Origin of the sequence: Actinomadura citrea (genome assembly GCF_013409045.1) — a bacterium.
GTDB classification, from domain to species: domain Bacteria; phylum Actinomycetota; class Actinomycetes; order Streptosporangiales; family Streptosporangiaceae; genus Spirillospora; species Spirillospora citrea.
The window spans coordinates 6679572-6704114 of sequence record NZ_JACCBT010000001.1; the positions used below are offsets into that span (position 1 = coordinate 6679572).

Here is a 24543-nt window from a genome sequence, read left to right on the forward strand (position 1 = left end):
TGCAACCTTGCACGAACGCTGGCAGGCGCGCAACATACGAAGAGGGGGCAGTGGGCGCGTCGGCCATGACCGAAGGCAGAGGTGTGATGAGAACCGGGGTATTACGAACGCCAGGTCACCCGACGGGGTAGCGGATGAGCAGTACAGCGGCGAACACGGCGGCGACGGAAACGGCGGCGCCGAACCCAGCGGACATGCCGTTCACCGTGCCGGTGACCGATCGACTGACGTATCACTTTCTCATCGCGGTCGATATCGAGGGTTACAGCAAGCTGAGCACGGCGCAGCAGAAGCAGGTCCAGCAGGATCTGCACCAGATCCTGGAGACCGCGGCGGCCGCGGCCGGTCTCGACCGGCGGACCTGGCTGCGGCAGGTCGGCGGCGACGGCGAGATGGCGATCCTTCCGCCCGACACCGACGGGCTGCTGGTGCTGGTGTCCTATCCACGCGCGCTGGCCACCGCACTGGCCGAGCTCAACCGAGAGCGGAGGCCGCCGATCAGGCTCCGGGTGGCGATGCACCACGGCCCCCTGTCCGACGGGCTCTTCGGGGCGGTGGGCCAGGCGCCGATCGTGGTCGCCCGGCTCCTCGACTCCCAGGAGCTGCGGGACGAACTGCGCGCCGATCCCGTCCGCGAGATGGCGCTGATCGTGTCCTCGTCCCTCTACAGCGACATCGTCGAGACCGGTTTCGAGGGCCTGGCCCCGGAGGAGTTCCATCCCGTGGAGATCACCGCCAAGGGGGCCTCCTTCCCCGGGCGCATCCACCGGGGGACGCGCTGACCGTCACCGTTTCGAGCGCGTCCAGGCGAGCAGGTCGTCGGCCGTGAGGGTGTTGACGACCTGTGACGCCGGCACCCCGCACCGGGCGGCCCGCTCGCAGCCGAACGGCTGCCAGTCGAGCTGCCCGGGCGCGTGGGCGTCGGAGTCGATGGAGAAGCGGCAGCCCGCCTCGACCGCCAGGCGCAGCAGGCGCTTCGGCGGGTCGAGGCGCTCCGGGCGGGAGTTGATCTCGACGGCGACGTCGTAGGCGGCGCAGGCGTCGAAGACGAGCGCGGCGTCGAACTCCGACTCCGGGCGCAGGCCGCCGCGCTTGCCGCCGGCCTTCACGATGCGCCCGGTGCAGTGGCCGAGGACGTTCACGCGCGGGTCGGCGATCGCCGCGACCATCCGCCTGGTCATGGCGACGCGGTCCATGCGGAGCTTGGAGTGCACGCTGGCGACGACGACGTCGAGGCGGTCGAGGAGATCGGGCTCCTGGTCGAGGGCGCCGTCCTCCAGGATGTCGACCTCGATGCCGGTCAGGATGCGGAAGGGCGCCAGGGAGGCGTTGAGCTCGGCGACGACGTCGAGCTGGCGGCGCAGGCGGTCGGCGGACAGGCCGCCCGCGACCTTCAGGCGCGGCGAGTGGTCGGTGAGCGCGAGGTACTCGTGGCCCAGGGAGCGGGCGGTCTCGGCCATCTCCAGGATCGGGGACCCGCCGTCCGACCAGTCGCTGTGGGTGTGCAGGTCGCCCTTCAGGGCCGAGCGGAGCGCGGCCGTGGCCTCGTCCAGCGGCTCCCCCTCGGTCGCCTCCAGGCGCCGCAGGTAGACCGGGGTCTCGCCGCGCAGCGCCTCCTCGATCACCAGGGCGGTGACCTTGCCGACGCCGGGCAGCGCGGTGAGCGTCCCGTCGCGGGCCCGGTCGGCCAGCTCGTCGGGGGCCGTCTCCTCCGCGCGTGCGGCGGCCGTGCGGAACGCCCGGACGCGGTAGGTCGGCTCATGGGCGCGCTCCAGCAGGAACGCGATGCGGCGCAGCGCTTCGACGGGCTCCACGCCTCGCACCGTACCCAGGTATGACCCGGCACGTCCCACCACGGTGTCATCCGAGCGAGACCGGGGCTGCCTAGCCTGGTGCTCATGGCCGGGGAGAACCTCACACTGCGCGGCGTCCTGCGGGACGTGCTGCTCGCCGCCGCCGTGACCGGCAGGGCGGACCCGGCTCCGCTGACCCGGCCGTGGCCCCTGCTGCTGCGCTGGACGCGGTACATCGGCGTGGGGCGGCTGCCGTACGGGCTGGTGGCGAACCTGTTCGGGCTGGCCCTGACCGTCGGGCTGGTCGCCGGGACGGTCTCGCTGCTGTCCACCGAGACGATGCGGCGCGGCCTCTACGTGTCGGACGGCACGAAGCTCTTCATCGCCGTGGCGGTGACGGCGCCGCTGGCGCTGCGGGACCGGCACCCGCTCGGCGCATGGCGGCTGAGCTTCCTGGCGATGGCGCTGATCGACATCGACGGCTGGCTGACCGTCCCCTACGTCCCGGCGGGCGCGTTCGCGGCGATCGTGACCGTGTACACGGTCGCGGTGCGCTGCTCGCGCGACGTCACGCTGGGCGTCGCGATCATCTCCTTCGCCGGGGTGTGGCTCAAGGACCCGGAGACCGGGGCCGGGGCGTCGGTGCTGCTCCTGCTTCCGCTGGCGGTGGGCTACGCCGTCCGCGTCCGGCAGACGTCCCGGCGCGAGCTGGCCGAGCAGGAGAGGCGGCACCAGGACGCCGAGGCGGTGCTGACCGAGCGGCAGCGGATCGCGCGGGAGCTGCACGACGTCGTCGCGCACCACATGTCGATGATCGCCATCCAGGCGGAGGCCGCGCCCTACAAGGTCGAGACCGTCCCGGACGAGACGCGCCGCGACCTCGCCGAGATCCGCGCGACCGCGCTGGACGCGCTGACGGAGCTGCGCCGCATCCTCGGCGTGCTGCGCGCGGAGGACGGCGCCGAGACCGCCCCGCAGCCGAGCCTGGAGCGGCTGGACGAGCTCGTCGGCAACGCGCGCGGCGCCGGTCTGCGCGTGGAGACGCGGCTGAGCGGCGACCTGGCGGAGCTGCCCCCTGGCGTGGGGCTCACCGCGTACCGGATTCTCCAGGAGGCGCTGAGCAACGCCATGCGGCACGCGCCCGGTTCCCGCGTCGAGGTCGAAGTGTCCTGCGATGACGGCATAGTGTGGCTCGGCGTCGTCAACGGCCCGCCCGCGGGCGGGCCGGGGTCCGTCCCGCCGCTTCCGGGCGGCGGCCACGGGCTGGTCGGGATGCGGGAGCGGGCCGCCGCGCTGGGCGGCGAGCTGACCGCCCGCCCCACGTCCGAGGGAGGATTCGCCGTGACCGCATCGCTGCCGGTGAAGGCGCGGGACGCGACGTGACGATCCGGGTCGTGATCGTCGACGACCAGGGCATGGTGCGCACCGGTTTCGGCGTGCTGCTCAACGCCCAGCCCGACATCGAGGTCGCGGGCGAGGCCGCCGACGGCGCGGAGGGCCTGCGCCGCGTCGCCGAACTGCGCCCCGACGTGGTGCTGATGGACGTCCGGATGCCGGTGATGGACGGCCTGGAGGCGACCCGCCGATTGCTCGCGGACGCCGGGGACGGCGCCCCCAGGGTCCTCATGCTGACGACGTTCGACCTGGACGACTACGTCTACGAGGCGCTGCGGGCGGGGGCCAGCGGGTTCCTGCTGAAGGACGCGTCCGCGACCGAACTCGCCGAGGCGGTGCGGGTGGTGGCGGCGGGCGACGCGCTGCTGTCCCCGTCGGTCACGCGGCGGCTCATCGCGGAGTTCTCCCGGCTCGGTGGCCCGCGCGCGCCGTCCCGCAAGCGGCTGGAGGAGCTGACCGAGCGGGAGACCGAGGTGCTCGGGCTGGTGGCGCGCGGCCTGTCCAACGGCGAGATCGCCGGACGGCTCGTCGTCGCCGAGCAGACCGTCAAGACGCACTTCGGGCGGATCCTGATGAAGCTCGGGCTGCGCGACCGTCCGCAGGCGATCGTCTACGCCTACGAGGTGGGGCTGGTGCGGCCCGGCGACTGATGCCGGCCGCCTCCCGTCATACCGGGGGCGCATCTCGTCATACCGGGGGCGCACGGCACGGGACGGCACCGTCGGCCGATGTGCGCTCACACGTCTGATTTCTACCTTCCTGATCAGTGCTCCGCTTCACTGACCAGGAAGGACGGGCCGGATGCCCAGCGTTCGCAGGACCGTCGCCGCCGTTTCCGTGCTGGCCGCGGCCGGCTCGACGGCCGCCGGGCACGCCGAGGTGTACGCGCCGCCGGCCCCGGCACCCGCACTGTCGGCGCCGGCACTCGACGCCCGCTACCAGGCCACCGGCCGGGACATCACGCGCGCTCTGGCCATCGCGAGGCGCGTCCACGACGAGGGACGGGCGCGGGCGCTGTCCGCCTTCCTGGGGCCGGACCGGCGGTTCCTGTCGTTCGACCCGCGAGGCGACGGGCGCGCCGTGGAGGTCCTGGGCGACCTCAAGCACGCCGACCGGATCGCGGTGGTCGTGCCCGGCGCGGACAACTCTCTGGCCAACTACGACTCGCCCAAGTTCGTCGGCGGCGGCAGCCGGGCGCTCGACCGGCAGATCCGCGCCGCCGCGCCCGGTGCGCGGATCGCCGTCATCGCCTGGCTCGGCTACGACTCCCCCTCGACGCTGAGCACCCATGCCCTGAGAAGCGGACATGCGGAGAAGGGGGCGCGGGCTCTCGAACGTCTCCTCGCCGGCGTGCACCGCGTGAACGGGCGGGCCCGGTTCGCCCTGCTCTGCCACAGCTACGGCTCGGTGGTCTGCGGCAAGGCCGCCCGGCGTCTGGCGCCCCTGCCGGTGGACCAGATCGCCCTGTTCGGCAGCCCCGGCACCACCCTGCGCCACGTCTCCGACCTCGGGACGTCCGCGCGCGTCTGGGCGGGCCGGGCGAAGGGCGACTGGGTGCGGTACGTCCCCCACGTCCGCCTCGCGGGGCTGGGGTTCGGCGCCGATCCCGTCTCGCCCGGCTTCGGCGCCCTGCGGTTCGACGCCGGGACGGGCCCGCACAGCGGCTACCTGAAGCCCGGCTCCCTCGCGCTGCGCAACCTCGCCCTGATCGCCCTCGGCCGCGACGCGGAGGTCACCCATGCCTGAAGACCGGAGCCCTGGCGAGGACGGGTACCGCGACCGGGCCGTGGACGCCCTGCGCGCCTTCGCGATCCTCGGCGTCGTCCTCGGCCACTGGCTCGTCACCGCGCTCGTCGTGGACGCCCCGGGCGACCGGCTGCACGTCACCAGCCCGCTCAAGACCATGCCCGAACTGGCGCCCCTCTCCTGGGTCCTGCAGACGCTCGCCGTGTTCTTCCTCGTCGGCGGCTACTCGGCGGCGAGGAGCCTGCGTCCCGGCGAGCACTGGAGCCATCGGCTGCGGCGGCGCCTCGCGCGCTTCGCCCGGCCGCTCCCGGCCCTGGCGATCATCTGGATTCCGGTCGCCGCGGCCCTGTCGTGGGCCGGTCTCCCCGGAAGCAGCGTCCGCACGCTGATCGAACTGGTGCTGAGCCCGCTGTGGTTCCTCTGCGTCTACGCGGTGCTGACGGCGTTCACCCCGCTCATCGCGGCGGCCTGGAACCGGTTCGGGCTCGCGGGGGCGGCGCTCCTCGTCGCCGGGACCGCCGGGATCGACGTCGGCCGCTTCGTCCTCGGCGCGCCCGGCTGGACGGGCTGGGCCACCGTCCTCACCGCCTGGCTCCTGCCGTTCTACCTCGGCGTCGGCTGGTCGGGCGGAGCGCTGCGGTCCCGCAGGGCCGGGCTCGCCCTGCTGGGCGGGGGCGCCGCGGCGACCGCGCTGCTCGTCCCGCTCGCCGGATACCCGGCGAGCATGGTCGGCGTCCCGGGCGCCGCGGTCTCCAACCTCAGCCCGCCGACGCTGGCGGCGGTCGCGTTCGGCCTCGCCCAGACGGGCCTCGCGACGCTGCTGCACGGGCCCCTCACCCGCTGGACGCGACACGCCCGGGCGCGGTCGGCGATCGCGGCGGCCAACCGCTCCGCGATGCGGATCTATCTCTGGCACCAGACGGCGATGATCTTCGTCACCCTGGGGGCGCTGCTCGCGTTCGGTAGCCTGAACGGGTTGCACACCGTTCCCGACCGGCCGGAATGGATCGCCGAGCGCCTGGCGTGGCTGGTCGCCTTCGGCGGAGCGCTCGCCGCCGGCGGGGCACTGGCCGCCGCCTTCCCAAGACTGCGGCGACACGCGCGGGACACGCCGCCCCCGGGAACCAACGCGGTCCCCGGCCCGTACTTCTCCAGAGGCGTCTCCTGATCCACCGGGGGTGAGCCGGGCCCACACTGACGATCTTCGATGGTAGAAAGGCGACGATGCCGCCGCTCCTCACGACGACCTCGCCGCGCCCCCCGCGACGGCACGCCCGCCGCCTCCGGCGGGCCACCGCCGCCGCCGCGTCCATCGGCGTGGTGATGCTGACGACCGCCGGGACGGGCCATGCCGACCCGTACGCGGCGCCCGTCGCGGTCCCCAGGATGGCGCCCTCGACGCTGGACGTCCGGTACGCCGCCGAGCGGCGCTCCATCGAAGAGGCCCTCAAGACGGCGGAGAAGGTCGGCGACACCGACCGGCGCGCGTCGCTGGGAGCCTTCCTCCAGCCCGGACGCCGCTTCCTCTACTTCGACCCGCGCGGCCGCGGGCGGGCCATCGAGGTCATCGGCGACCTCACCCGGGCGCGGCGCGTCGCGGTGCTCGTCCCCGGCGCGGACACCACGCTGTCCGCGTTCGACAAGCGCGGCGGCAAACCCTGGTCGACGCCGGGCGGGGGCGCACGCGCCGTCTACCAGCAGGCCCGTTCCCTGTCGCCCGAGCCCGGCCTGGCGGTCGTCGCCTGGCTCGGCTACGCGGCGCCCAAGACGTTCAGCAGCGACGTCCTCACCGCCGAGCGGGCCGCCGAAGGCGCCGTCCGTCTCCGCACGTTCATGAAGGGCGTCCACCAGGTCAACCCGGGCGCGCGTGTGGGTCTCCTCTGCCACAGCTACGGCTCGGTGGTCTGCGGCCGGGCCGCCTTGAGCGACTCCAGGAGCGCCGCCTGGAGGCAGGTCACCGACATCGCCCTCTACGGCAGCCCAGGGACGACCGCCTGGTCGGCGTCCAGGCTGAGCGGGTCGGCCCGCGTCTGGGCGGGCCGGGGCTCGACCGACTGGATGGAGGACGTCCCGCACGTGCGGTTCCTCGGGCTCGGCCTCGGTCCCGACCCGGTCTCCACCGGGTTCGGCGCCCGGGTCTTCGACGCCGGACAGGGAGGCCACAGCGACTACCTCGCCCCCGGCTCCGCGTCCCTGCGCAACCTCACCGACATCGCGCTCGGACGCGCCTCCGCGGTGACCCAAGGCTGACCCGTTTACCCGCTTCCGGCGAGGACACCGCAGGTGTGGTGGCACCCTGGGATGGTGAACACCGCGAACGAGGCCGAGATCCGCGAGCAGACCACCCAGCGCCTGGAGAAGGCGATGGGGACCTTCGGCACCGCGGCGCTGACCAGCATGGAGGAGCAGCTCCCCTGGTTCCGGCGCATGCCCGCCGACCAGCGCTCCTGGATCGGCCTCGTGGCGCAGGCCGGCATCGCCGCGTTCGTGGAGTGGTTCAAGAGCAACGAGCGCAGCCGCCCGGCCATCGCCGGCGAGGTGTTCGGCACCGCGCCCCGCGAGCTGCTGCGCTCCATCAAGCTCCAGCACACCATCGACATGATCCGCGTCATCATCGACGTGGTGGAGACCCGGCTGGACGAGCTGGCCGCGCCCGGCGGCGAGGCCCAGCTGCGCGAGGCCATCCTGCGCTACACCCGGGACGTGGCGTTCGGCGCCGCCCAGGTCTACGCCCGCGCCGCCGAGACGCGCGCCGCCTGGGACGCCCGCCTGGAGGCCCTCGTCGTCAACGCGGTGCTGCGCGACGAGGTCGACGACGGCATGCACTCCTGGGCCGCCGCGCTCGGCTGGACGTCCAAGCCCGTCACCGTCATCGCCGGCTTCACCCCGGAGGACGAGGAGCCCGAGGTCACCATCGACCAGATGCAGCTGGCCGCGCGCCGCGCCCGCGCCGACGTGCTGGCCGGCGTCCAGGGGCACCGGGTCGTCGTCATCGTGGGCGGCGACACCGACCCGATGGAGGCCGCCCGCCCGATCGCCGCCAAGTGCGGGCCCGGCCCGGTCGTGGTCGGGCCGCAGGTCTCCGACCTCTACGAGTCCACGAGTTCCGCCCGCGCCGCCGTCGCCGGCCTGCGCGCCGCCGCGGGCTGGCCGGACGCGCCCCGTCCCGTCCTCGCCACCGAACTCCTCCCCGAGCGCGCCCTCGACGGCGACGACGAGGCGCGCCGCTACCTGGTGGACAGCGTCTACAACCCGATGCTCGCCGCCGGCGCCCCGCTCCTGGACACGCTCACCACCTATCTCGAACAGGGCTCGTCCCTGGAGGCCACCGCCCGGCTCCTGTTCGTCCACCCCAACACCGTCCGCTACCGGCTCCGCCGCGTCGCCGAGCTGACCGGCCTGGCCCCCACCGACGGCCGCAACGCCTTCACCCTCCGCATCGCCCTGGTCCTCGGCCGCTTCCACGCCCGCGCCGCCAGGACGACCGGGTAGTCAGGACGGCGGGAAGTGAGGAGCGTCGCATCGGGGGCCTCAGCCCGGGTTACAGGCGCTCACCAGGGTTTCTTGTAGGGGTCGTACAAAGCGCCAAGACCAAACTTCGTCGTGATCGGCATCGTGGGCGCGGGCACATGACGGCAGGCTGGACGCTGTGATTCTCCTCGCATCGCCCGGCCAGGGCGCCCAGACCCCCGGCTTCCTGCAGCCATGGCTAGAGAAACCCGGAGTCGCCGACCGGTTCGCCTGGTGGTCGGCGGTCACGGGTCTGGACCTGGTCCGGTACGGGACGTCCGCGGACGCCGAGGAGATCCGTGACACCGCGGTCGCGCAGCCGCTGCTCGTGGCGGCCGCGCTCGCCGCGTCCGAGGCCCTCTACGACGGCGCCCCGGGCGGGAGGACGGGGCCGGACGCCGTCGCGGGGCACAGCGTCGGCGAGCTCGCCGCCGCCGCGATCGCCGGGGTGCTGACCCCCGAGGCAGCGCTGGTCCTCGTCCGGGAGCGGGGCCGGGCGATGGCCGAGGCCGCCGGCGTCACCGAGACCGGGATGACGGCCGTGCTCGGCGGCGAGGCCGACGAGGTGCTCGCCGCGATCGACAAGCACGGCCTCACCCCCGCCAACGTCAACGGCGCCGGCCAGATCGTCGCCGCCGGGACGACCGAGCGGCTCGCGAAGTTCGCCGACGAGCCGCCCCCCAAGGCGCGCCTGCGGTCGCTGTCGGTCGCGGGGGCCTTCCACACCGAGCACATGGAGCCCGCCGTCGGGGCCCTGCGCCGCCTCGCGCCCGGCGTGCCCGTCGCCGACCCGCGGGCGAAGCTGCTCCAGAACCGCGACGGCGCCGTCGTCGAGAGCGGCCGCGACTTCGTCGCCCGGCTCGTCGAGCAGGTCAGCGCCCCCGTCCGCTGGGACGCGTGCATGGAGACCATGCGCGAGCTCGGCGTCACCGGGATCATCGAGCTGCCGCCCGCCGGGACGCTCACCGGCCTGGCCCGGCGCGAGCTGAAGGGCATCGAGCTGGTCGCCCTCAAGACCCCCGCCGACCTGGACAAGGCCCGCGAACTGATCGAGGCGGACGCGTCATGACCGCAGCGCTCACCATCCCCGAGGCGGCGCCCGGCGCCCGCATCCTGGCGTTCGGCGACTACCGGCCCGCCCGCATCGTCACCAACGACGACCTCGCGCAGACCGTCGACACCAACGACGAGTGGATCCGCAGCCGCGTCGGCATCACCGAGCGGCGCATCGCCGGCGACGACGAGGGCATCGTCGAGCTCGGCGCGCACGCCGCCGGCAAGGCGCTGGCGGGCAGCGGCCTCGCCCCCTCCGACATCGACCTGGTGATCCTCGCGACCTGCTCGGCGGAGACGCCGATGCCGGGCCACGCCGCGCAGATCGCGCACCGCCTCGGCATCGAGGCGCCCGGCGCGTTCGACCTCAACGCCGCCTGCGCCGGCTTCTGCTACGCGCTCGCCACCGCCAGCGCCGCCGTCCGGGCGGGCAGCGCCCGCAACGCGCTGGTCATCGGCGCCGAGAAGATGTCCCAGTGGATCGACTGGACCGACCGCTCCACCTGCATCATCTTCGCCGACGGCGCGGGCGCGGCGGTCGTCAGCGCCAGCGAGACCCCCGGCATCGGCCCCGTCGTGTGGGGCAGCGCCGGCGACAAGTACGACAAGATCATCATCGAGGACCGCAACTCGTTCATCCGGCAGGAGGGGCAGGCGGTGTTCCGCTGGGCCACCACCGCCATCGCGCCGATCGCGATCCAGGCGTGCGAGCGGGCCGGGGTCAAGCCCGAAGAGCTCGCCGCCGTGGTCCCGCACCAGGCCAACCTGCGGATCATCGAGGCGATCGCCCGCAAGGTGAAGGCGTCCAACGCCGTCGTGGCCGACGACATCAGGCAGTCCGGCAACACCTCGGGCGCCTCGATCCCGCTTGCGCTGTCCCGAATGATCGAACGCGGCGACGTGCCGTCCGGCGCCCCGGCCCTGCTGGTCGGATTCGGTGCGGGGCTGTCCTACGCTGCCCAAGTCATCCAGATCCCGTAGGCCGTCACGCCTGCTCGCAGGCTCTGGACCAACCCACCGAAGGAGAACCCAGGAACATGAAAGAAGTCGCCACCGAACAGGAGATTCTGGACGGCCTCGCGGAGATCATCGATGAGATCGTCGGCATCGACAAGTCCGAGGTGACCCCGGAGAAGAACTTCATCGACGACCTCGACATCGACTCGCTGTCGATGGTGGAGATCGCGGTGGCCGCCCAGGACCGCTTCGGCGTCGAGATCCCCGACGACGAGCTGCGCAACCTCAAGACGGTCAAGGACGTCATCAACTTCGTCCAGAACCTGCAGAGCTGAGCCGCAGGAGGGCGCGCCGCCACCCGGGAGGCGGCGCGCCCTCCCTCCTCCCCTCACAGTCCGCAAGGAGCACGCACTATGAGCAAGAGCCAGACCAGGGTCGTGGTGACCGGTCTCGGTGCAACGACCCCACTCGGCGGCGACATGCCGTCGACCTGGTCCGCCCTGCTCGCCGGCGAGTCCGGTATCCGCAAGCTGGACTGGGAGGGGGTCGAGGACCTGCCGGTCCGGTTCGCCGCGACGCTGAAGGTCGACCCGTCCGAGGTGATGCCGAAGCAGAACCTGCGGCGTCTCGACCGCAACCAGGCGATCGCCCTGATCGCCGCGCGCGAGGCCTGGACGTCCGCCGGGTTCGCCGCGCCGACGGGCGGCAAGCCCCAGAAGGGCATGGACCGCGCCGGCGTCGACGGCGGCTTCACGGTCGACGGCGAGCGCCTCGGCGTGGTGCTGTCCAGCGGCATCGGCGGCCTGCACACCGCCCTCAACAGCTATGACGTCTTCCGGGAGAAGGGCTGGTCGCGGGTCTCGCCCTTCACCGTCCCGATGCTGATGCCGAACGGCGCCTCCGGGCACGTCGGCATCGAGTTCGGCGCGATGGCCGGCTCGCACGCCCTGGTCAGCGCCTGCGCGTCCAGCGGCGAGGCGGTCGGGTACGCCATCGACATGATCCGCGCCGGCCGCGCCGACGTGGTGATCTGCGGTGGCACCGAGTCGTGCATACACCCCCTGCAGATGGCCTCGTTCGGGGCGATGCGGGCGATGTCGACCCGCAACGAGGAGCCCGCGCGCGCGTCCCGGCCCTACGACAAGAACCGCGACGGCTTCGTGCTCGGCGAGGGCGCCGCCGTGATGATCCTCGAATCGGAGGAGCACGCCCGCGCCCGCGGCGCGAACGTCCACGGCATCGCGGCCGGCTGCGGCTACTCCGGCGACGCCTACGACATCGTGCTGCCCGACCCGTCCGGCGCCGGGCAGGCCAAGGCGATGCAGCGGGCCCTCAAGGACGCGGGCCTGGAGCCCGGCGACCTCGTCCACATCAACGCGCACGCCACCTCCACCCCCGCCGGCGACGTCGCGGAGCTCGCCTCCATCAAGGCGGGGCTCGGCGAGGAGGCCGCGCGCCAGGTGGTCATCACCGCGACCAAGTCGATGACCGGGCACATGCTCGGCGGCGCCGGCGCGCTTGAGTCGATCTTCACGGTGCTCGCGCTCAAGGAGGGCCTCGTGCCGTTCGTGGCCAACCTGGAGGACCTCGACGACGAGGTCGACCTCGACATCGTGCGGGACGAGCCGCGCAAGCTCCCGGACGGCCCGGCGGCGGCGCTCAACAACTCGTTCGGATTCGGCGGCCACAACGTGTCGGTCGCCTTCCAGCGCGCTCTCTGAGCCTTCTCACCGAACGGCCCGCCGGGTTTAGACCCGTCGGGCCGTTCGCGCGTGCACAGACCCGACGCGTCGGTTCACCGTCGGGTGATGGCCTGCTCGAGCAGGTCCTGAAGGGTGCGCTGCTGCTGGGCGGTGAGGCCGGCCAGCGGTGAGTCCTGGACGAGGAGTTCGAGGAGCCGTTCGCGGAGCACGTCGCCGTCAGCGGTGAGGACGAGCAGCTTGGCGCGGCGGTCGGTGGGATGGGCCCGGCGCTCGACCAGTCCCTGCTTCTCCAGTTTGTCGATGACGAAGGTGGCGTTGGAGGGCTCGCAGCTCATGCGCTCGGCGAGCTCCCGCATGGTCATCGGTCCGGTCATCTCCCGCAGCGCGGTGGCCTGCGCCGCGGTGAGGCCCAGGGTGACGGCGCGGTCGCGTACGTGATCGGCGATCTGCTGGGCCAGCCCGTTCACCAGACCGCACACCTCGCGCTCGGCGGCCGCCTGTGGCTCCCGGGGCGTTGTCATGCAGCCATCCTAGCAAGTGCATCAAGTCATAATAATTAGAGCTTGAATGTTTCTAGCTTGATGCTTATGGTGGGTGCCGTCGCCGCGGAGCCCGGCGACGACCTGGCACCGAAGAAGGGAAGGGATCATGACGAACTCCGTGGTCGACCAGGCCGAGCGGTTGCGGCGGCCGGCGGGAATCCGCTCGCTCCCGCTGGGCGACATGAGGGTGTCCTACGTACCGGACGGCGCCGTGCGGCTCCCTCCGCGCGGCTGGCTCCCGGACACCACCGAGGAGGTGTGGATCACCCACCCGGACTACCTGGACGCCTCCGGTCACCTCGTGGCGAGCATCGGCGGCCTGCTGGTGGAGCACGGCGACCGCGCCCTGCTGATCGACGCGGGGTTCGGGCCGCAGTCGCTGCCGCCCGACCCGAGCACCCCGCGCGGCGACATCCACGGGGGCGCGCTTCTGGAGAGCCTGGCCGAACTCGGCCGCGGGCCGGAAGAGATCGAGGCCGTCGCCTTCACCCACCTTCACTCCGATCACCTCGGCTGGGCCTGGCATCCCGCCCCCGGGAGCGACCGTCCCGTGTTCGCCCACGCCGACTACCTGGTGTCCGAGTCGGAATGGGCCGAGCGCGACGTGATGGCCGAGGAGGTCACCGCCATGGCGTCGCGCGTCAGGACGGTGACAGAGGGCGAGGAGATCTTCCCGGGGGTGCGGGTCCGGATCACCGCGGGGCACACGGCCGGCCATGCCGAGTACGTCGTCACCTCGGGCGGACAGCGGCTGATCGCGTTCGGCGACGCCCTGCACTCACCCATCCAGATCGACCACCCCGAATGGTCCGCGTCCGTCGACCACGACCCCGCCCGGTCCGCCGACCACCGCCGCCGTCTCGTCGCCGAGCTGGAGGAGCCCGGCACGATCGGCTTCGGCGTCCACTTCGCCGACGTGGTGTTCGGGCGGGTCCGGCGGGACGGCGACGGCCCCGCGTGGCGTCCCGTGGATGCGGACGCCTCCCCCGCGGCCTGGCACCGCCCGTGACCGCGAGCCTCGCGTGCGGGCTCCGAGACTAGGGGACCCTGAGGGTGACGAGGGCGATGTCGTCGCGCGGCACGCCGTCCTGGAACCCGAGGACGCGGTCGACGATGCGTCCGGTGATGGCGTCGGCGGCGTGGGCCCTGACGTCGGACAGCAGGGCGGCGAGCCGGTCCTCGCCGAAGAACTCCCGGCCGCGGCGCGCCTCGCTGACACCGTCGGTGAAGAACAGGACGGCGTCGCCGGACCGCAGCTCCACGGCCTCGTCGGCCAGCACCACGTCGTCGAGCAGGCCGAGCAGGTCGCCGGGCCGGCCGATGGGCCGCACCTCGCCGGAGGGGGTGGCCAGGAGCGGCGCGGGATGACCGCCGAGCGAGACGGTCAGGAGCGGCCCGCCGCCCGGACCGCACTCGATGCCGGCGTAGACGGCGGTACAGAACCGCTCCTCGCCATGGCTCAGCAGAGACGAGTTCAGCTTCCGGAGGACGTCGGCGGGCGACTCGGCCTCCGTGGCGACCGCCCGCACCGTGTACCGCGCCAGGCTCGTCACCACCGCGGCCCCGGCCCCCTTGCCGCACACGTCCCCCAGCACCAGCCCCCACCGGGCGGGAGTGATCTCGAACAGGTCGTAGAAGTCCCCTCCCACCTCGTCGCCGGCCCCTGCCGGGCGGTAGGCGCCGCCCACCTCCAGGCCGGGCACGGACGGCAGCGCGGGCGGGATGAAGCTGCTCTGAAGGGTCTCGGCGAGCTGCCGGGCGCGTGCCTCCGACTCCCGCGCGCGCCGGCGGGCGTTGAGGAGTTCCCGCTCGTACTCCCGGCGGTCGGTGGCGCGGAAGACGCAGACCCGGACGGAGGCGGACCCGCCCGGCTCCTCCGGGCGCAGCGTCGAGTTGACCAGCGCGGGCAGCCGCTCGCCGCCGGCGCACTTCAGGTCGACCGCGATCTCGCGGACCTCGCCCTGCATGGTCAGCAGCGGCCGGACGTGCGTCTCGTAGTAGATGCGGTCCCCGACGGGGAGCAGCTCCTGGAAGCGCGTGCCGTCGAGCAGCTCTTCGGCGCGGTAGCCCGTCCAGTCGAGGAACGTCTGGTTGACCCTGGTGATCGTCCCGGGAGGACTCAGCGACAGGTGGCCGCAGGGCGCGTGCTCATAGAGGTCCCGCAGGCGGGCGAGTTCGTCATCCGTGCCGGACATCGGGGCCACCCGGAACCTTCTCCAGAAAGGCCTTGATCGCCTCGATCGTCTCCTCGGGCGCGCTCAGGATGGGGCAGTGCCCGGTCGCCCGCAGCCGCACCAGCTCGCTTCCGGGGATGGCGCGGTGCACGTACTCCCCCACCGCCTCCGGGGCGATGATGTCCTCCGAGCACTGCAGGAGCAGTGCCGGGACGCTCACCTCGGGCAGGTCGGCCCGGTTGTCGGACAGGAAGGTCACGCGGGCGAACTGCCGCGCGATGTCGGGGTCGGTACGGCAGAAGGCGTTGGTCAGCTCCTGGCCCAGCTCGGGCCGTTCCGCGTTCCCCATGATCAGCGGCGCCATCCGGCTCGACCAGCCGAGATAGTTGCTCTCCAGCGACTCCAGGAGCTCCGTGATGTCGGCGCCGCTGAACCCGCCGACATAGTCCCCCTCGTCGATGTAGCGGGGAGAGGGGCCGACCAGCACGAGGCCGGCGAAGCGATGCGGCTCCCGGTTGGCGGCCAGCACCCCCATCATCGCGCTGACCGAGTGCCCGACGAAGATCACATCGCGCAGGTCCAGTTCATGGACGATGTCCAGCACGTCCTCGGCGTAGGCGTCCAGGGCGTCGTACCGGTCGGCCGAGTAGGCCGCCAGCTCCGAGTTCCCCATCCCGACGTGGTCGAACAGGATGACCCGGCGTTCGGCCTCGAAGGCCGGTGCGGTGAGCCGCCACATCGTCTGGTCACAGCCGAACCCGTGCGCGAAGATCATGGGCTGACCTGACCGTCGGCCCAGGTCATGAACGTTGTTGCGGGTCAAAACGGACACTTCTCTTGCCTGCCCCGGGGCTCGCGCCTCCACACCTCCCGGGCCGACCGGGTGGCGGGCATGACCGTCCTCCGCGGCGGAGCGTGCGAGTTGCGGGACGGGCACGCTCCGCGCCGGCGGGTCCGTCAGACGGCGGCGTGCAGCCAGCGGACGGGGGCGCCGTCGCCGGCCCTGCGGAAGGGCTCCAGCTCGTTGTCCCACGGCGTGCCGAGCAGCCGGTCGAGCTCCTGCTCCAGGGTGGCCTTGCCGACGGCGGCGTTCGCCATCACCGCGCGGAGCCGGTCCTCGGGGATCATGATGTCGCCGCTGGCGCCGATGACCCCGGTGAACACCCCGAGGGTCGGGGTGAAGCTGAAGCGGACGCCGTCGGTGCCGGGCGTCGGATCCTCGGTGGCCTCGAACCGCACCAGTTTCCAGTTGCGCAGCGCGGAGGTGATGCCCGCCGCCGTACCGGGCCTGCCCTCCCAATGGAGCTCGGCGCGCAGCGTTCCGGGCGCGGCCGGCTGATCTGCCCACTCAAGGGAAACGGGCACCCCGAGAACACCTGCGGCGGCCCACTCGATGTGCGGGCTCAGCGCAGGTGGCGCGGAGTGGACGTAAAAAACGCCACGTGCGGTCACCGGACCTCCTGGATCTGTACCGAGGCTCGTCTTCCCCTACGGCCTCGTACGTCCCAAGTCGGCGTCCGCGTCCCTCATTGTGCATCATCGGCCGGAGTCGCACCACCGTGAGTTCGCAGTTTGTTGAACGCTTGAACACAGGATGCACATCGTTCACCCGGCGACTCCGGCAAGATCCACTATTGCGAAGGGGAGAGAGGTGTGCGCCCCTCTCGGGGTGAGACTCGTCACGGAGCCGTCATCGGCCCGCGTTCCGCCCGTTTCCCGGCACGGAGCGTCATCATTCCGGCACGATGAGCGAAAGGGTCGGTGCGGAGAGGGCGAGGCTCGATGTTCGATCAACAGGCCCGGCTGGACCGGGTGCTGGCGCGGCACGCGGACGCCGTCGTGGTGGAACCGATGCCGGGGCGACCGGCGCTGATCCGCCGGGACGAGATCCTGGTCGCGGGACGGGACGCGGGCGCCGCCGAGTCGCTGGTCCGGCGCTGGTACGACTCGCGCGACGACGAGGGCGGCGTCACGCGGCTGCGGCTGCGCGCCCCCGCGAAGGTCGACGTGTGCGAGCTGGCGGCCGTCCTCGGCGGCGCGGACCGGCGGCACCGCCGGCTGAGCGCGGCGCCGAACCATCTCGTCCTCGGCCAGCCGATGTGGTGGAGCGGGCCCGCGGACCTGCCCCGCCCGGCCCCTCCCCTGCCCGCGCCCGAGGGCGGCCCGGTCCGGCGGGACGTGACGGTCGCGATCCTGGACACCGGGCTGTCGCCGCACCCCTGGTACGAGGGCGAGGATTGGTACCGCGAGCAGCGCGACGAGGCGGCGGAGGTCCTGGACGCCGATCTGGACTTCGAGCTGGACGCGCAGGCGGGGCACGGCACGTTCATCGCGGGCGTCGTGCTGTCCCAGGCGCCGTCCGCCGCGCTGCGGGCCCGCCGCGTCATCGACGGCCACGGGATCGGCGACGAGCTGGACGTGATCCGGGCGCTGGAGTGGCTCGCCGCCTGGGGCCGCGCCGACATCGTCAACATCTCGCTCGGCTGCCACACCTACGACGACCGCCCCTCGCCGGTGCTCTCCCAGGCGATCGCCGCGCTCGGCCGCCGCACGGTCGTCGTGGCGTGCGCGGGGAACACCGCGACGGACCGCCCGTTCTGGCCCGCCGCGATGAAGCCGGTCATCGGCGTCGCCGCCCTGGACGGCGACGACCGGGCCTGGTTCTCCAACCACGGATGGTGGGTGGACGCCTGCGCGCAGGGCGTCGGCGTGGCCAGTGCCTTCGTCCGGTTCGACGGCCCCCGCTCCGCGGTGGACGGTGCCGATCCCGACCGGTTCGACGGCTATGCGACATGGAGCGGGACGTCGTTCGCGACGCCGGTCGTGGCGGGACGGATCGCCGCCCTCGCGGCGGAGGAGGGCATCGGCGCGTCCGAGGCGGCCGACCGCGTGCTCGATCCGGCCCGGCACCCGGTACTTCCCGGCCTAGGCACCGAAGTGCACGCCGCGTCATCGCTCGGTGTCATAGGGTGAAAGGGGAGCGGGGGGCCTCGGGAGGAGACTTCGGTGGCCCGTAGGGACGATACGGACGAGCTGGTGGTCCGGGCACGCGACGGCGACGGTGACGCGTGGGCCCGGCTGGTCGAGCGGCACAGCGGGCTGCTGTGGTCGATCGCGCGCTCGTACGGGTTGAACGACGCCGATGCGGGCGACGCGGTGCAGACCACGTGGCTGCGGCTGGTGGAGCGGATCGACGAGCTCCGCGAGCCCGCCGCGGCGGCGTGCTGGCTGGCCACGACGGCGCGCCACGAGAGCCTGCGGCTGGCACGCCGGCGCGGCCGCACGCTTCCGTCGGTGCCCGCGCCGCGCGAGCCGGAGCCCGACCCCGCGCGGGTGGTCGCGGCGCGCGAGCGGCTCGGCATGGTCGGCGCGGCGCTGGAGAGGCTGCCCCTGCGCTGCCGGACGCTGCTGCGGCTGTTCGCGCTCGCGCCGAGCCACGCCGAGCTGGCCGCCGCCCTCGGGATCCCCGTGGGCAGCGTCGGCCCGACGCGGGCGCGCTGCCTGGAGTCGCTGCGGAGGCTCGTCCCGTGAACGACGACGAGCTGATGGCGGGGGTCCGCGAGACGTTCCGGATCCTCGACCCGGTGCCGGCGGCCGTCCTCGCGGCGGCCCGCGCGTCGATCGCGTGGCGGGCGCCGGCCGCGCGGCTGGCGGAGCTGGAGCACGACCGGGGCGGCCCCGCGGCGGGGGTGCGGGGCGGCCCGGCCCGGACGCTGACGTTCACCTGCCCCGACGCGACGGTCGAGATCGAGGTGACGCCGGACGGCCGGCTCCGGGAGATCCACGGGCGGCTCGTCCCGTCCGCGGAGGCGCTCGTCGAGGTCCGGCACCGCGACCTGCCGCCGGGCGGGATCACGGCGCGCACGGAGCCGGAGGGGATGTTCTGGCTGCCTCGCGTGCCCGCCGGGCTGGTGAGCCTGATCCTGCGGCTGGACGACGGCACCTCGATCGTCACGAGCTGGATCCGGCTGTGACCGGGCAGGACGAGCGCGTCCTGCTGCGGATGGCGGCGAGGGATCCCGCGACCGCCTTCACGCGGGCGCTCGCGCTGCTGGAGGACGGCGGCGGGATCCTGGCTCTGCGCGTGGCCGGCCTCGCCGCCAAGGAGCTGGGCCGGCTGGACGAAGGGCTCGCCTTCCTCCAGCGCGCCCTGGAACTGGCCTCCGGGTCCGACCCGTATGCGGCGGCGCAGGTGCGGATGAATCTCGTGGGGCTGCTCACGGCGAGCGGTGACGTCACCGGGGCGCTCGCCCACGCGCGGCGGGCGGAGACCGTCCTGCACGGGCCCGACGCCGACCGTCTGGCCGCCAACAAGGCGGGCGCGCTGGCACGGGCCGGACGTCTGGAGGAGGCCCACGAAGTCGCCGTGCAGGCCTTGCCCCGGTTGCGTGCCGGGCAGGATCCGGCGGCGCTCAACGGTCTGCTCACCAACCTCGGCCTGGCGCGGGTGTTCCGCGGTGACTACGACGGCGCGGAGGAGGCGCTGGCCGAGGCCGTCGCCGTCGGCGAGTCCGCCGGGTTACGCCACCAGACGGCCATGGCGAAGGGGAATCTGGCTTTCACGGTGTCGCGGCGTGGGGACGTCCCGCGCGCGCTCCGCCTCTTCGCGGAGGCCGAACAGGGCCTGACCGGTGAGCGCCTGGCGCAGTGCCGGTTCGACCAGGCGGAGACGCTCATCATGGCCGGCCTGCCGGGCGAGGCGCGTCCCGTCCTCACCGCCGCCCTGGACGCGGCCACGGCGAACGGGTACCGATGCGACACGGCGGACGGCTACCTGCTCCTCGCCCACGCCGAGCTGGCCGACGGCAACGCGGAGGAGGCCACGGTGGCGGCGGAGCGGGCCCGCACGACGTTCACCGAGCAGCAGCGCACCGGATGGGCGCTTCTGGCCGAGCATGTGCTGCTCAAGGCCCGGTGGGCGGCCGGCGAGCGAACCGCCGTCCTGCTCCGTTCGGCCACGGCCGCGGCGGAACGGCTGGAGGGCGGCGGATGGGTGGACGCCGCCGACGAGGCCCGTATCGTCGCCGCGCGCGTGGCGCTGTCGCTGGGCCGCCCGGCAGGTCACCTGCTGGCCCCCGTCCGGCGGACGAGCGGCCCGGCCTCGGGCAGGATCGCCGCCTGGCACGCGATAGCCCTCGAACACTCCTCCCGTGACGCCCGCAAGGGCGCGGTGGCGGCGGTCAGGGCCGGGCTGGAGGTGACCGAGGAGCATGCGGAGGTCCTGGACGCGCTCGACCTGCGCGCCCGCGCGGCGGGACTCGCCACCGAGCTGGCGGAGCTCGGCCTCCGCCTGTCCGGGTCGGCGCGGGAACTGCTCGCCGTGGAGGAGCGGCGGCGGGCGATCGCGCGGCCGGTCCGCGTCCGCCCGCCCAAGGACCCCGGGCGCGCCGCGGCGCTGACCGCGCTGCGCGCCCTCAGCGTCGACCGCACGGCCGACACCGCCCGCGGCGGGGCCCCGCCCGCGCCGGGGGCCGACCCGGCCGCGCGGGAGGCGCGCCTGACCGCGCTGGAGGCGAAGATCCGCGAGCGGACGCGCCGCCGCCCGTCCGGCGCCTCCCCGGGCCGCCCGGCCGCGGCCGGCGCGGTCGCCGCCGCGCTCGGCGACCGCGCCCTCGTCGAGCTGATCGCGATCGGCGACGAGCTGCACGCCGTCACCGTCGCGGGCGGCCGGACCCGCCGCCACCGCCTCGGCGCGGGCGACGGGGCGCGCCGCGAGACCGGCCTGCTCCGTTTCGCCGCCCGCCGCCTCGCCGAGGACGGCGGGCCGCCCGCGCCGCCCGCCCTCGCGGGCGCGGCCGAACGCCTCGACCGCCTCCTGCTCGCCCCGCTGCGGCCCGTCCTGGGCGACCGCGAGCTGGTCATCGCCCCGACGGGAGTCCTGCACGGGCTGCCCTGGGCGGCGCTCCCGTCCCTGGCGGGGCGCCCGTTCACGGTCGTCCCGTCCGCCGGGGCCTGGCTCCACGCCCGCACGCGCGCCCCCTCCGGCGGGCACGCCGTCCTCGTGGCGGGCCCCGACCTCCAGCACGCCGACCGCGAGATCGCCGCCCTCCGCCGCCTCCACCCCGGCGCCGTCGTCCTGGACGGCCCTGACGCCCGCGCCGAACCCGTCCGCGACGCCCTGGAAGGGGCCGCCGTCGCCCACATCGCCGCCCACGGCGAGTTCCATCAGGGCAACGCCCTGTTCTCCCGGCTGCGCCTGGCCGACGGCCCCCTCATGGTCCACGACCTGGACGAGCTGGCCGATCCGCCGCACCTGATCGTCCTGTCCGCGTGCGACATCGGCCGCGCCGACGAGGGGGACGCCGTCCTCGGCATGGCCGGCGCCCTGCTGGCCCTGGGCACCGCGACCGTGATCGCCAGCGTTCTGCCCGTCCGGGACGACGCGACCCCGGCCTTCATGACCGCCTTCCACACGGCGCTGGCGACCGGGAAGACCCCCTCCCGGGCGCTGGCCGCCACCGCCCGGGCCCCGGCCACGACCGGTTTCCTGGCCATGGGCGCCGGCTGAAGCCGCCGCCTGTGGGTCAGCCGTCGCCGGTGGCGATCGGGTTGCCGGGGTCGGCCACCCAGTTCGACCAGGACCCCACGTAGAGGGCGGCCGGGATGCCGGCGAGGTGGAGGGCGAGGATCTCGTGGGCGCCGGTGACGCCCGAGCCGCAGTAGGCGCCGACGTCGAGGGCGTCGGTCGCGCCGAGCTGCGCGAACCTCTCGCGGAGCAGTTCGGGCGGCAGGAACCGGCCGTCGACACCGACGTTGCCGGAGGTGGGAGCGTTCCGGGCGCCCGGGATGTGCCCGGCGACGGGGTCGACGGGCTCCTGCTCGCCGCGGTAGCGCTCGGCGGCGCGGGCGTCCAGCAGCACGCCCGCCCGGGCCAGCTCCGCGGCGCCCTCGGCGTCCAGGACGGGCAGGCGGCCGGGGGCGGCGACGAAGTCGCCCGGCTTGGCCTCGGGTTCGGCGGTGCTCACCGCGTGGCCGGCCTCCGTCCAGGCGCGGTAGCCGCCGTCCAGGACGCGGACCCGGTCGTGCCCGAAGTAGCGCAGCGACCACCACACCCGGGCGGCGGCCGTGGAGTCGGCGTCGTCGTAGACCACGACCAGGCTGTCGGCCGAGACCCCGGCGCGGCGCATCGCCGCCTCGAAGGCGGCCGGGACCGGCAGGGGGTGGCGGCCGCCGGGACCGGGAGGCCCGGCCACGTCACGGTCGAGGTCGACGAACACGGCGCCGGGCAGGTGCCCCCTGCGGTAGGACTCGATCCCCGGCGGTCCGGCCAGATGCCATCGGACGTCCAGCAGGACCACGTTCGCCTGCCGTCGGAGCAGCCGGTCCAGCGCGGGCACTTCGATGAGAGGGTGCACATCGCCAGTTTGGCCGCCGTCGCGCCGATTTTGGAGGGGCGAATCCGGGTTCATCTCAACTCCGCGGGGTCTCAGGGCCGGGACGCGGTGAGCAGCGGCACCAGTTGCTCGGCCGGTACGAGGGAGCCGTGCATGCCGACCATCCGGTCCAGCCACGGCTCCCGTTCGGACGCCACGATCGCGAGGTCGGTGCGCGGGACGGCGATCACGTCGCCGATCCGTTCCAGCATCCCGGGGCCGATCGTGCCGAACCAGCCGCTCTCGACGGCGTGCTCGCGGCTGACGACCCACGCCCGGTCACCCAGCGTCGCCGTCCAGGCGGCGAGCACGTCCCCGTGGGCGCCCGGCCGGCTGTAGACGTAGCGGGCGCGGGCGTCCCCGCCGAGCAGCGCGACTCCCTCCGCCAGCTCGGGGACGGTGTCGGCGTCGATCCGCTCGTCCGGGTCGACCATGCCGTGGTCGGCGGTCACGTGCAGGGACGAGCCCGGCGGCAGCACGTCCGCGATCCGCTGCGCGAGGAGGTCGACGAACCCCAGATGGTGCCGCCAGTCGGCGGAGCCGACCCCGAACTGGTGGCCGGTCGCGTCGAGGTCGGCGTGGTACACGGTGACGTAGGCCCGGTCGCCGCGGCGCAGGGCCAGCTCGGCGCGGCCGACGAGCTGGCCGAGGCCGTTGGCCGACAGGTAGTCGGCGCCGCGCGCGGTGGCGCGGCTGAGGCCGGACCCCCGGTACAGAGGGTGCGCCACGTACGCGACCTCGACACCGGCCGCGGCGGCCCGCCCGTAGGCGGTCGGAACCGGCTGGAACGTCTCGGGCTCGATGGTGTCGTCCCGCCAGCGCAGGCAGTTCATCAGCCGCCCCGTGCCGGGGATCGCGACCTGCACGCCGAGCAGACCGTGCTCGCCGGGCGGGGCGCCGGTGGCCAGCGAGCCGAGGCTGCTGACGGTCGTCGCCGGGAACCCGGCCGTGATCGGGCCGCCGTCCATCGCGTTCAGGAAGGGCGCCTCGCGGGGATGTGCCTTCAGCTGCTCCCAGCCGAGGCCGTCGACCAGCAGCACGCAGACGCGCGGCACGGCGGGCAGGCCCAGGACGTTCGGCGCGTCCGGGACGCCCAGCGCGGCCAGCGCGGAGGACGGCAGATCGGCCAGCGCGGCCTCGCCGTACCGCGGGACGGGCGGTTCGGGGAGGGACCCGCCCTCCCCGCGTCCGGACCCGCCGCGCCGCCCTGCGACCGCCTCGCTCACTGCGCCGTCGCGGCGGACAGTTCCTCGGCGAAGGCCAGCACCTGGCCCACGGCGTCCGCGCCGTCGGCGGCCTCGCTGACCCGCAGCGACAGGTCGTCGGCCGTGACGCTGCCGGTGTAGCCGTGGTCGGCCTCGCAGTTCTCGTCGCCGCACGTCGCGGGTTCGAGGTCGATGTGGGCGATGGCGCCCCAGCCGATGGTCAGCACCACCTCGGTGGGCGGCACCCCGGGCACGTAGGACGCCGGGTCCGGGACCACCCGGGTCACCGCGACCGACTGGACGCGTTCCAGCTTGACGGCCTCGGTGGTGGTGGACGCGTGCGGCCGCGTCATGCCCTCGCCGGGCGGGTGCTCGTCGGTGTGGCACACCAGCAGCCGGCTCGCCGACAGCACGAGCACGGTCACGTGCCTCCGCACCTCCATCGCGGGGTCGAAGGTCGCCTCGTGGTGGACGACGAAGGCGGTGACGTGCTCGTCCCCGACGGCCGACTCGACCGCGTCCGCGACCAGGGCCGGGTAGTAACCGCTGCGCTCGATCGCCGTGCGCAGACCACTGACGGTCGCTCGGGTTTCCCTCATGGCCCCATCCTGCCCTGTCCGGGGCCGGACGCGCACATGACCGCCGCGGCACACGGTCATATGTCCGTGTGCGGGGTAGAGGGTGGTCATGGACGAGCATCCCCTGCCGACCCCGCCGCCGGTGCCGCCGCCCACCCCCGACCCGGCGCCGCCCCCGCAGCCCCCGGTGCCGCCCGAGCCGCCTCCCGGCCCCGCCCCGGGACCCGCGCCGCGGCCTCCCGGCCCCGTCCCGCCCGGCCCCTCGCCGGAGCCGGTGCCGCCCGGACCGCCGCCCGAGCCGTCCCCGCCCGCGCCGGGGCCCGAGCCGATCCCGCCCGGGCCCCCGCCGGACCCCGTCCCGCCGACGCCGGAGCCCAGCCCTCCCCCGCCCCCCGGCTGACGCCGAGCACGACGGTTCACGCGTGCGCGTGAACCGTCGTGCCTTCCCTGTTCAGGCGGCCACTGTTCAGGCGGCGCCGCAGACCCGGGACGGTGTCCGGGCCCCGGACGCCCG

At 74.2% G+C, this 24543-nt stretch carries 25 protein-coding genes; 17 read left to right on the forward strand and 8 right to left on the reverse strand.

What is annotated here, in order from left to right; all coding sequences use genetic code 11:
* Positions 1-212: 212 nt before the first annotated feature.
* Positions 213-782, forward strand: a complete 570-nt coding sequence (locus BJ999_RS30695) for a nucleotidyl cyclase domain-containing protein (protein ID WP_338070789.1) — start codon at positions 213-215, stop codon at positions 780-782.
* 3 nt (positions 783-785) lie between these two features.
* On the opposite strand, the gene BJ999_RS30700 is transcribed toward BJ999_RS30695, so the two are convergent.
* Entirely contained in the window at positions 786-1814 is a 1029-nt protein-coding gene (locus tag BJ999_RS30700) for a PHP domain-containing protein (RefSeq protein ID WP_229810144.1), read from the reverse strand.
* 84 nt (positions 1815-1898) lie between these two features.
* Between BJ999_RS30700 and BJ999_RS30705 the strand changes: the two genes are divergently transcribed.
* The 10 genes from BJ999_RS30705 (at position 1899) to BJ999_RS30750 (ending at position 12175) form a co-directional block, all read left to right on the forward strand.
* The gene (locus BJ999_RS30705; RefSeq protein WP_179836492.1) at positions 1899-3176 is read left to right on the forward strand and encodes a sensor histidine kinase; all 1278 of its coding nucleotides are present in this window, start codon (positions 1899-1901) and stop codon (positions 3174-3176) included.
* Positions 3173-3838 (forward strand): response regulator, encoded by a 666-nt coding sequence (locus tag BJ999_RS30710; protein WP_179836493.1) that lies wholly within the window; start codon positions 3173-3175, stop codon positions 3836-3838. Before BJ999_RS30705 ends, BJ999_RS30710 begins: the two co-directional genes overlap by 4 nt.
* A 151-nt stretch (positions 3839-3989) precedes the next feature.
* Positions 3990-4934, forward strand: a complete 945-nt coding sequence (locus BJ999_RS30715) for an alpha/beta hydrolase (RefSeq protein ID WP_179836494.1) — start codon at positions 3990-3992, stop codon at positions 4932-4934.
* Complete coding sequence (locus tag BJ999_RS30720) at positions 4927-6102, forward strand: acyltransferase family protein (protein ID WP_229810145.1); 1176 nt, start codon at positions 4927-4929, stop codon at positions 6100-6102. The genes BJ999_RS30715 and BJ999_RS30720 overlap by 8 nt, the downstream gene beginning before the upstream one ends.
* 56 nt (positions 6103-6158) lie before the next feature.
* On the forward strand, positions 6159-7184 hold the full coding sequence (locus tag BJ999_RS30725; RefSeq protein WP_179836495.1) for an alpha/beta hydrolase: 1026 nt from the start codon (positions 6159-6161) through the stop codon (positions 7182-7184).
* 114 nt (positions 7185-7298) lie between these two features.
* The gene (locus tag BJ999_RS30730; RefSeq protein ID WP_244984552.1) at positions 7299-8426 is read left to right on the forward strand and encodes a PucR family transcriptional regulator; all 1128 of its coding nucleotides are present in this window, start codon (positions 7299-7301) and stop codon (positions 8424-8426) included.
* Positions 8427-8583: 157 nt separating this feature from the next.
* Complete coding sequence (locus tag BJ999_RS30735) at positions 8584-9513, forward strand: ACP S-malonyltransferase (RefSeq protein WP_179836497.1); 930 nt, start codon at positions 8584-8586, stop codon at positions 9511-9513.
* Positions 9510-10478 carry a beta-ketoacyl-ACP synthase III gene (locus BJ999_RS30740; RefSeq protein ID WP_179836498.1) on the forward strand — a complete coding sequence of 323 codons (969 nt, stop codon included), beginning with the start codon at positions 9510-9512 and terminating at the stop codon, positions 10476-10478. The genes BJ999_RS30735 and BJ999_RS30740 overlap by 4 nt, the downstream gene beginning before the upstream one ends.
* Positions 10479-10534: 56 nt before the next feature.
* On the forward strand, positions 10535-10789 hold the full coding sequence (locus BJ999_RS30745; protein ID WP_179836499.1) for an acyl carrier protein: 255 nt from the start codon (positions 10535-10537) through the stop codon (positions 10787-10789).
* A 78-nt stretch (positions 10790-10867) separates the two neighbouring features.
* Complete coding sequence (locus BJ999_RS30750) at positions 10868-12175, forward strand: beta-ketoacyl-[acyl-carrier-protein] synthase family protein (protein ID WP_179836500.1); 1308 nt, start codon at positions 10868-10870, stop codon at positions 12173-12175.
* A 74-nt stretch (positions 12176-12249) separates the two neighbouring features.
* Here BJ999_RS30750 and BJ999_RS30755 read toward each other — a convergent pair whose 3' ends face one another.
* Positions 12250-12678, reverse strand: a complete 429-nt coding sequence (locus tag BJ999_RS30755; protein ID WP_179836501.1) for a MarR family winged helix-turn-helix transcriptional regulator — start codon at positions 12676-12678, stop codon at positions 12250-12252.
* A 127-nt stretch (positions 12679-12805) separates the two neighbouring features.
* On the opposite strand from BJ999_RS30755, the gene BJ999_RS30760 reads away from it, so the two are divergent.
* Complete coding sequence (locus BJ999_RS30760) at positions 12806-13708, forward strand: MBL fold metallo-hydrolase (protein ID WP_179836502.1); 903 nt, start codon at positions 12806-12808, stop codon at positions 13706-13708.
* 28 nt (positions 13709-13736) lie between these two features.
* On the opposite strand, the gene BJ999_RS30765 is transcribed toward BJ999_RS30760, so the two are convergent.
* The 3 genes from BJ999_RS30765 to BJ999_RS30775 all read right to left on the reverse strand — a co-directional run bounded on the left by BJ999_RS30765 (position 13737) and on the right by BJ999_RS30775 (position 16325).
* The gene (locus BJ999_RS30765) at positions 13737-14894 is read right to left on the reverse strand and encodes a SpoIIE family protein phosphatase (RefSeq protein WP_179836503.1); all 1158 of its coding nucleotides are present in this window, start codon (positions 14892-14894) and stop codon (positions 13737-13739) included.
* Complete coding sequence (locus tag BJ999_RS30770; RefSeq protein ID WP_179836504.1) at positions 14878-15648, reverse strand: alpha/beta fold hydrolase; 771 nt, start codon at positions 15646-15648, stop codon at positions 14878-14880. Before BJ999_RS30770 ends, BJ999_RS30765 begins: the two co-directional genes overlap by 17 nt.
* A gap of 182 nt (positions 15649-15830) precedes the next feature.
* On the reverse strand, positions 15831-16325 hold the full coding sequence (locus BJ999_RS30775) for a DUF3145 domain-containing protein (protein ID WP_179836505.1): 495 nt from the start codon (positions 16323-16325) through the stop codon (positions 15831-15833).
* A 330-nt stretch (positions 16326-16655) separates the two neighbouring features.
* Here BJ999_RS30775 and BJ999_RS30780 point away from each other — a divergent pair, with 330 nt between their 5' ends.
* From BJ999_RS30780 to BJ999_RS30795, 4 genes are read left to right on the forward strand one after another with little or no spacing between them, the layout of a single operon-like run.
* On the forward strand, positions 16656-17846 hold the full coding sequence (locus BJ999_RS30780; RefSeq protein ID WP_179836506.1) for a S8 family peptidase: 1191 nt from the start codon (positions 16656-16658) through the stop codon (positions 17844-17846).
* 33 nt (positions 17847-17879) lie between these two features.
* Positions 17880-18404 carry an RNA polymerase sigma factor gene (locus tag BJ999_RS30785; RefSeq protein ID WP_229810146.1) on the forward strand — a complete coding sequence of 175 codons (525 nt, stop codon included), beginning with the start codon at positions 17880-17882 and terminating at the stop codon, positions 18402-18404.
* On the forward strand, positions 18401-18847 hold the full coding sequence (locus BJ999_RS30790; protein WP_179836507.1) for a hypothetical protein: 447 nt from the start codon (positions 18401-18403) through the stop codon (positions 18845-18847). The genes BJ999_RS30785 and BJ999_RS30790 overlap by 4 nt, the downstream gene beginning before the upstream one ends.
* Positions 18844-21381, forward strand: coding sequence for a CHAT domain-containing protein (locus BJ999_RS30795; protein ID WP_229810147.1), 2538 nt, complete (start codon positions 18844-18846; stop codon positions 21379-21381). Before BJ999_RS30790 ends, BJ999_RS30795 begins: the two co-directional genes overlap by 4 nt.
* A 16-nt stretch (positions 21382-21397) precedes the next feature.
* Here BJ999_RS30795 and BJ999_RS30800 read toward each other — a convergent pair whose 3' ends face one another.
* From BJ999_RS30800 to BJ999_RS30810, 3 genes are all read right to left on the reverse strand, one after another.
* Positions 21398-22228 (reverse strand): sulfurtransferase, encoded by an 831-nt coding sequence (locus BJ999_RS30800; RefSeq protein ID WP_229810148.1) that lies wholly within the window; start codon positions 22226-22228, stop codon positions 21398-21400.
* A 71-nt stretch (positions 22229-22299) separates the two neighbouring features.
* Positions 22300-23376, reverse strand: a complete 1077-nt coding sequence (locus BJ999_RS30805; protein ID WP_218936217.1) for an alkaline phosphatase family protein — start codon at positions 23374-23376, stop codon at positions 22300-22302.
* Positions 23377-23468: 92 nt separating this feature from the next.
* Complete coding sequence (locus BJ999_RS30810) at positions 23469-24050, reverse strand: DUF5998 family protein (RefSeq protein ID WP_179836510.1); 582 nt, start codon at positions 24048-24050, stop codon at positions 23469-23471.
* A gap of 88 nt (positions 24051-24138) precedes the next feature.
* Between BJ999_RS30810 and BJ999_RS30815 the strand changes: the two genes are divergently transcribed.
* Positions 24139-24429 (forward strand): hypothetical protein, encoded by a 291-nt coding sequence (locus BJ999_RS30815; protein ID WP_179836511.1) that lies wholly within the window; start codon positions 24139-24141, stop codon positions 24427-24429.
* Positions 24430-24543: the final 114 nt, after the last annotated feature.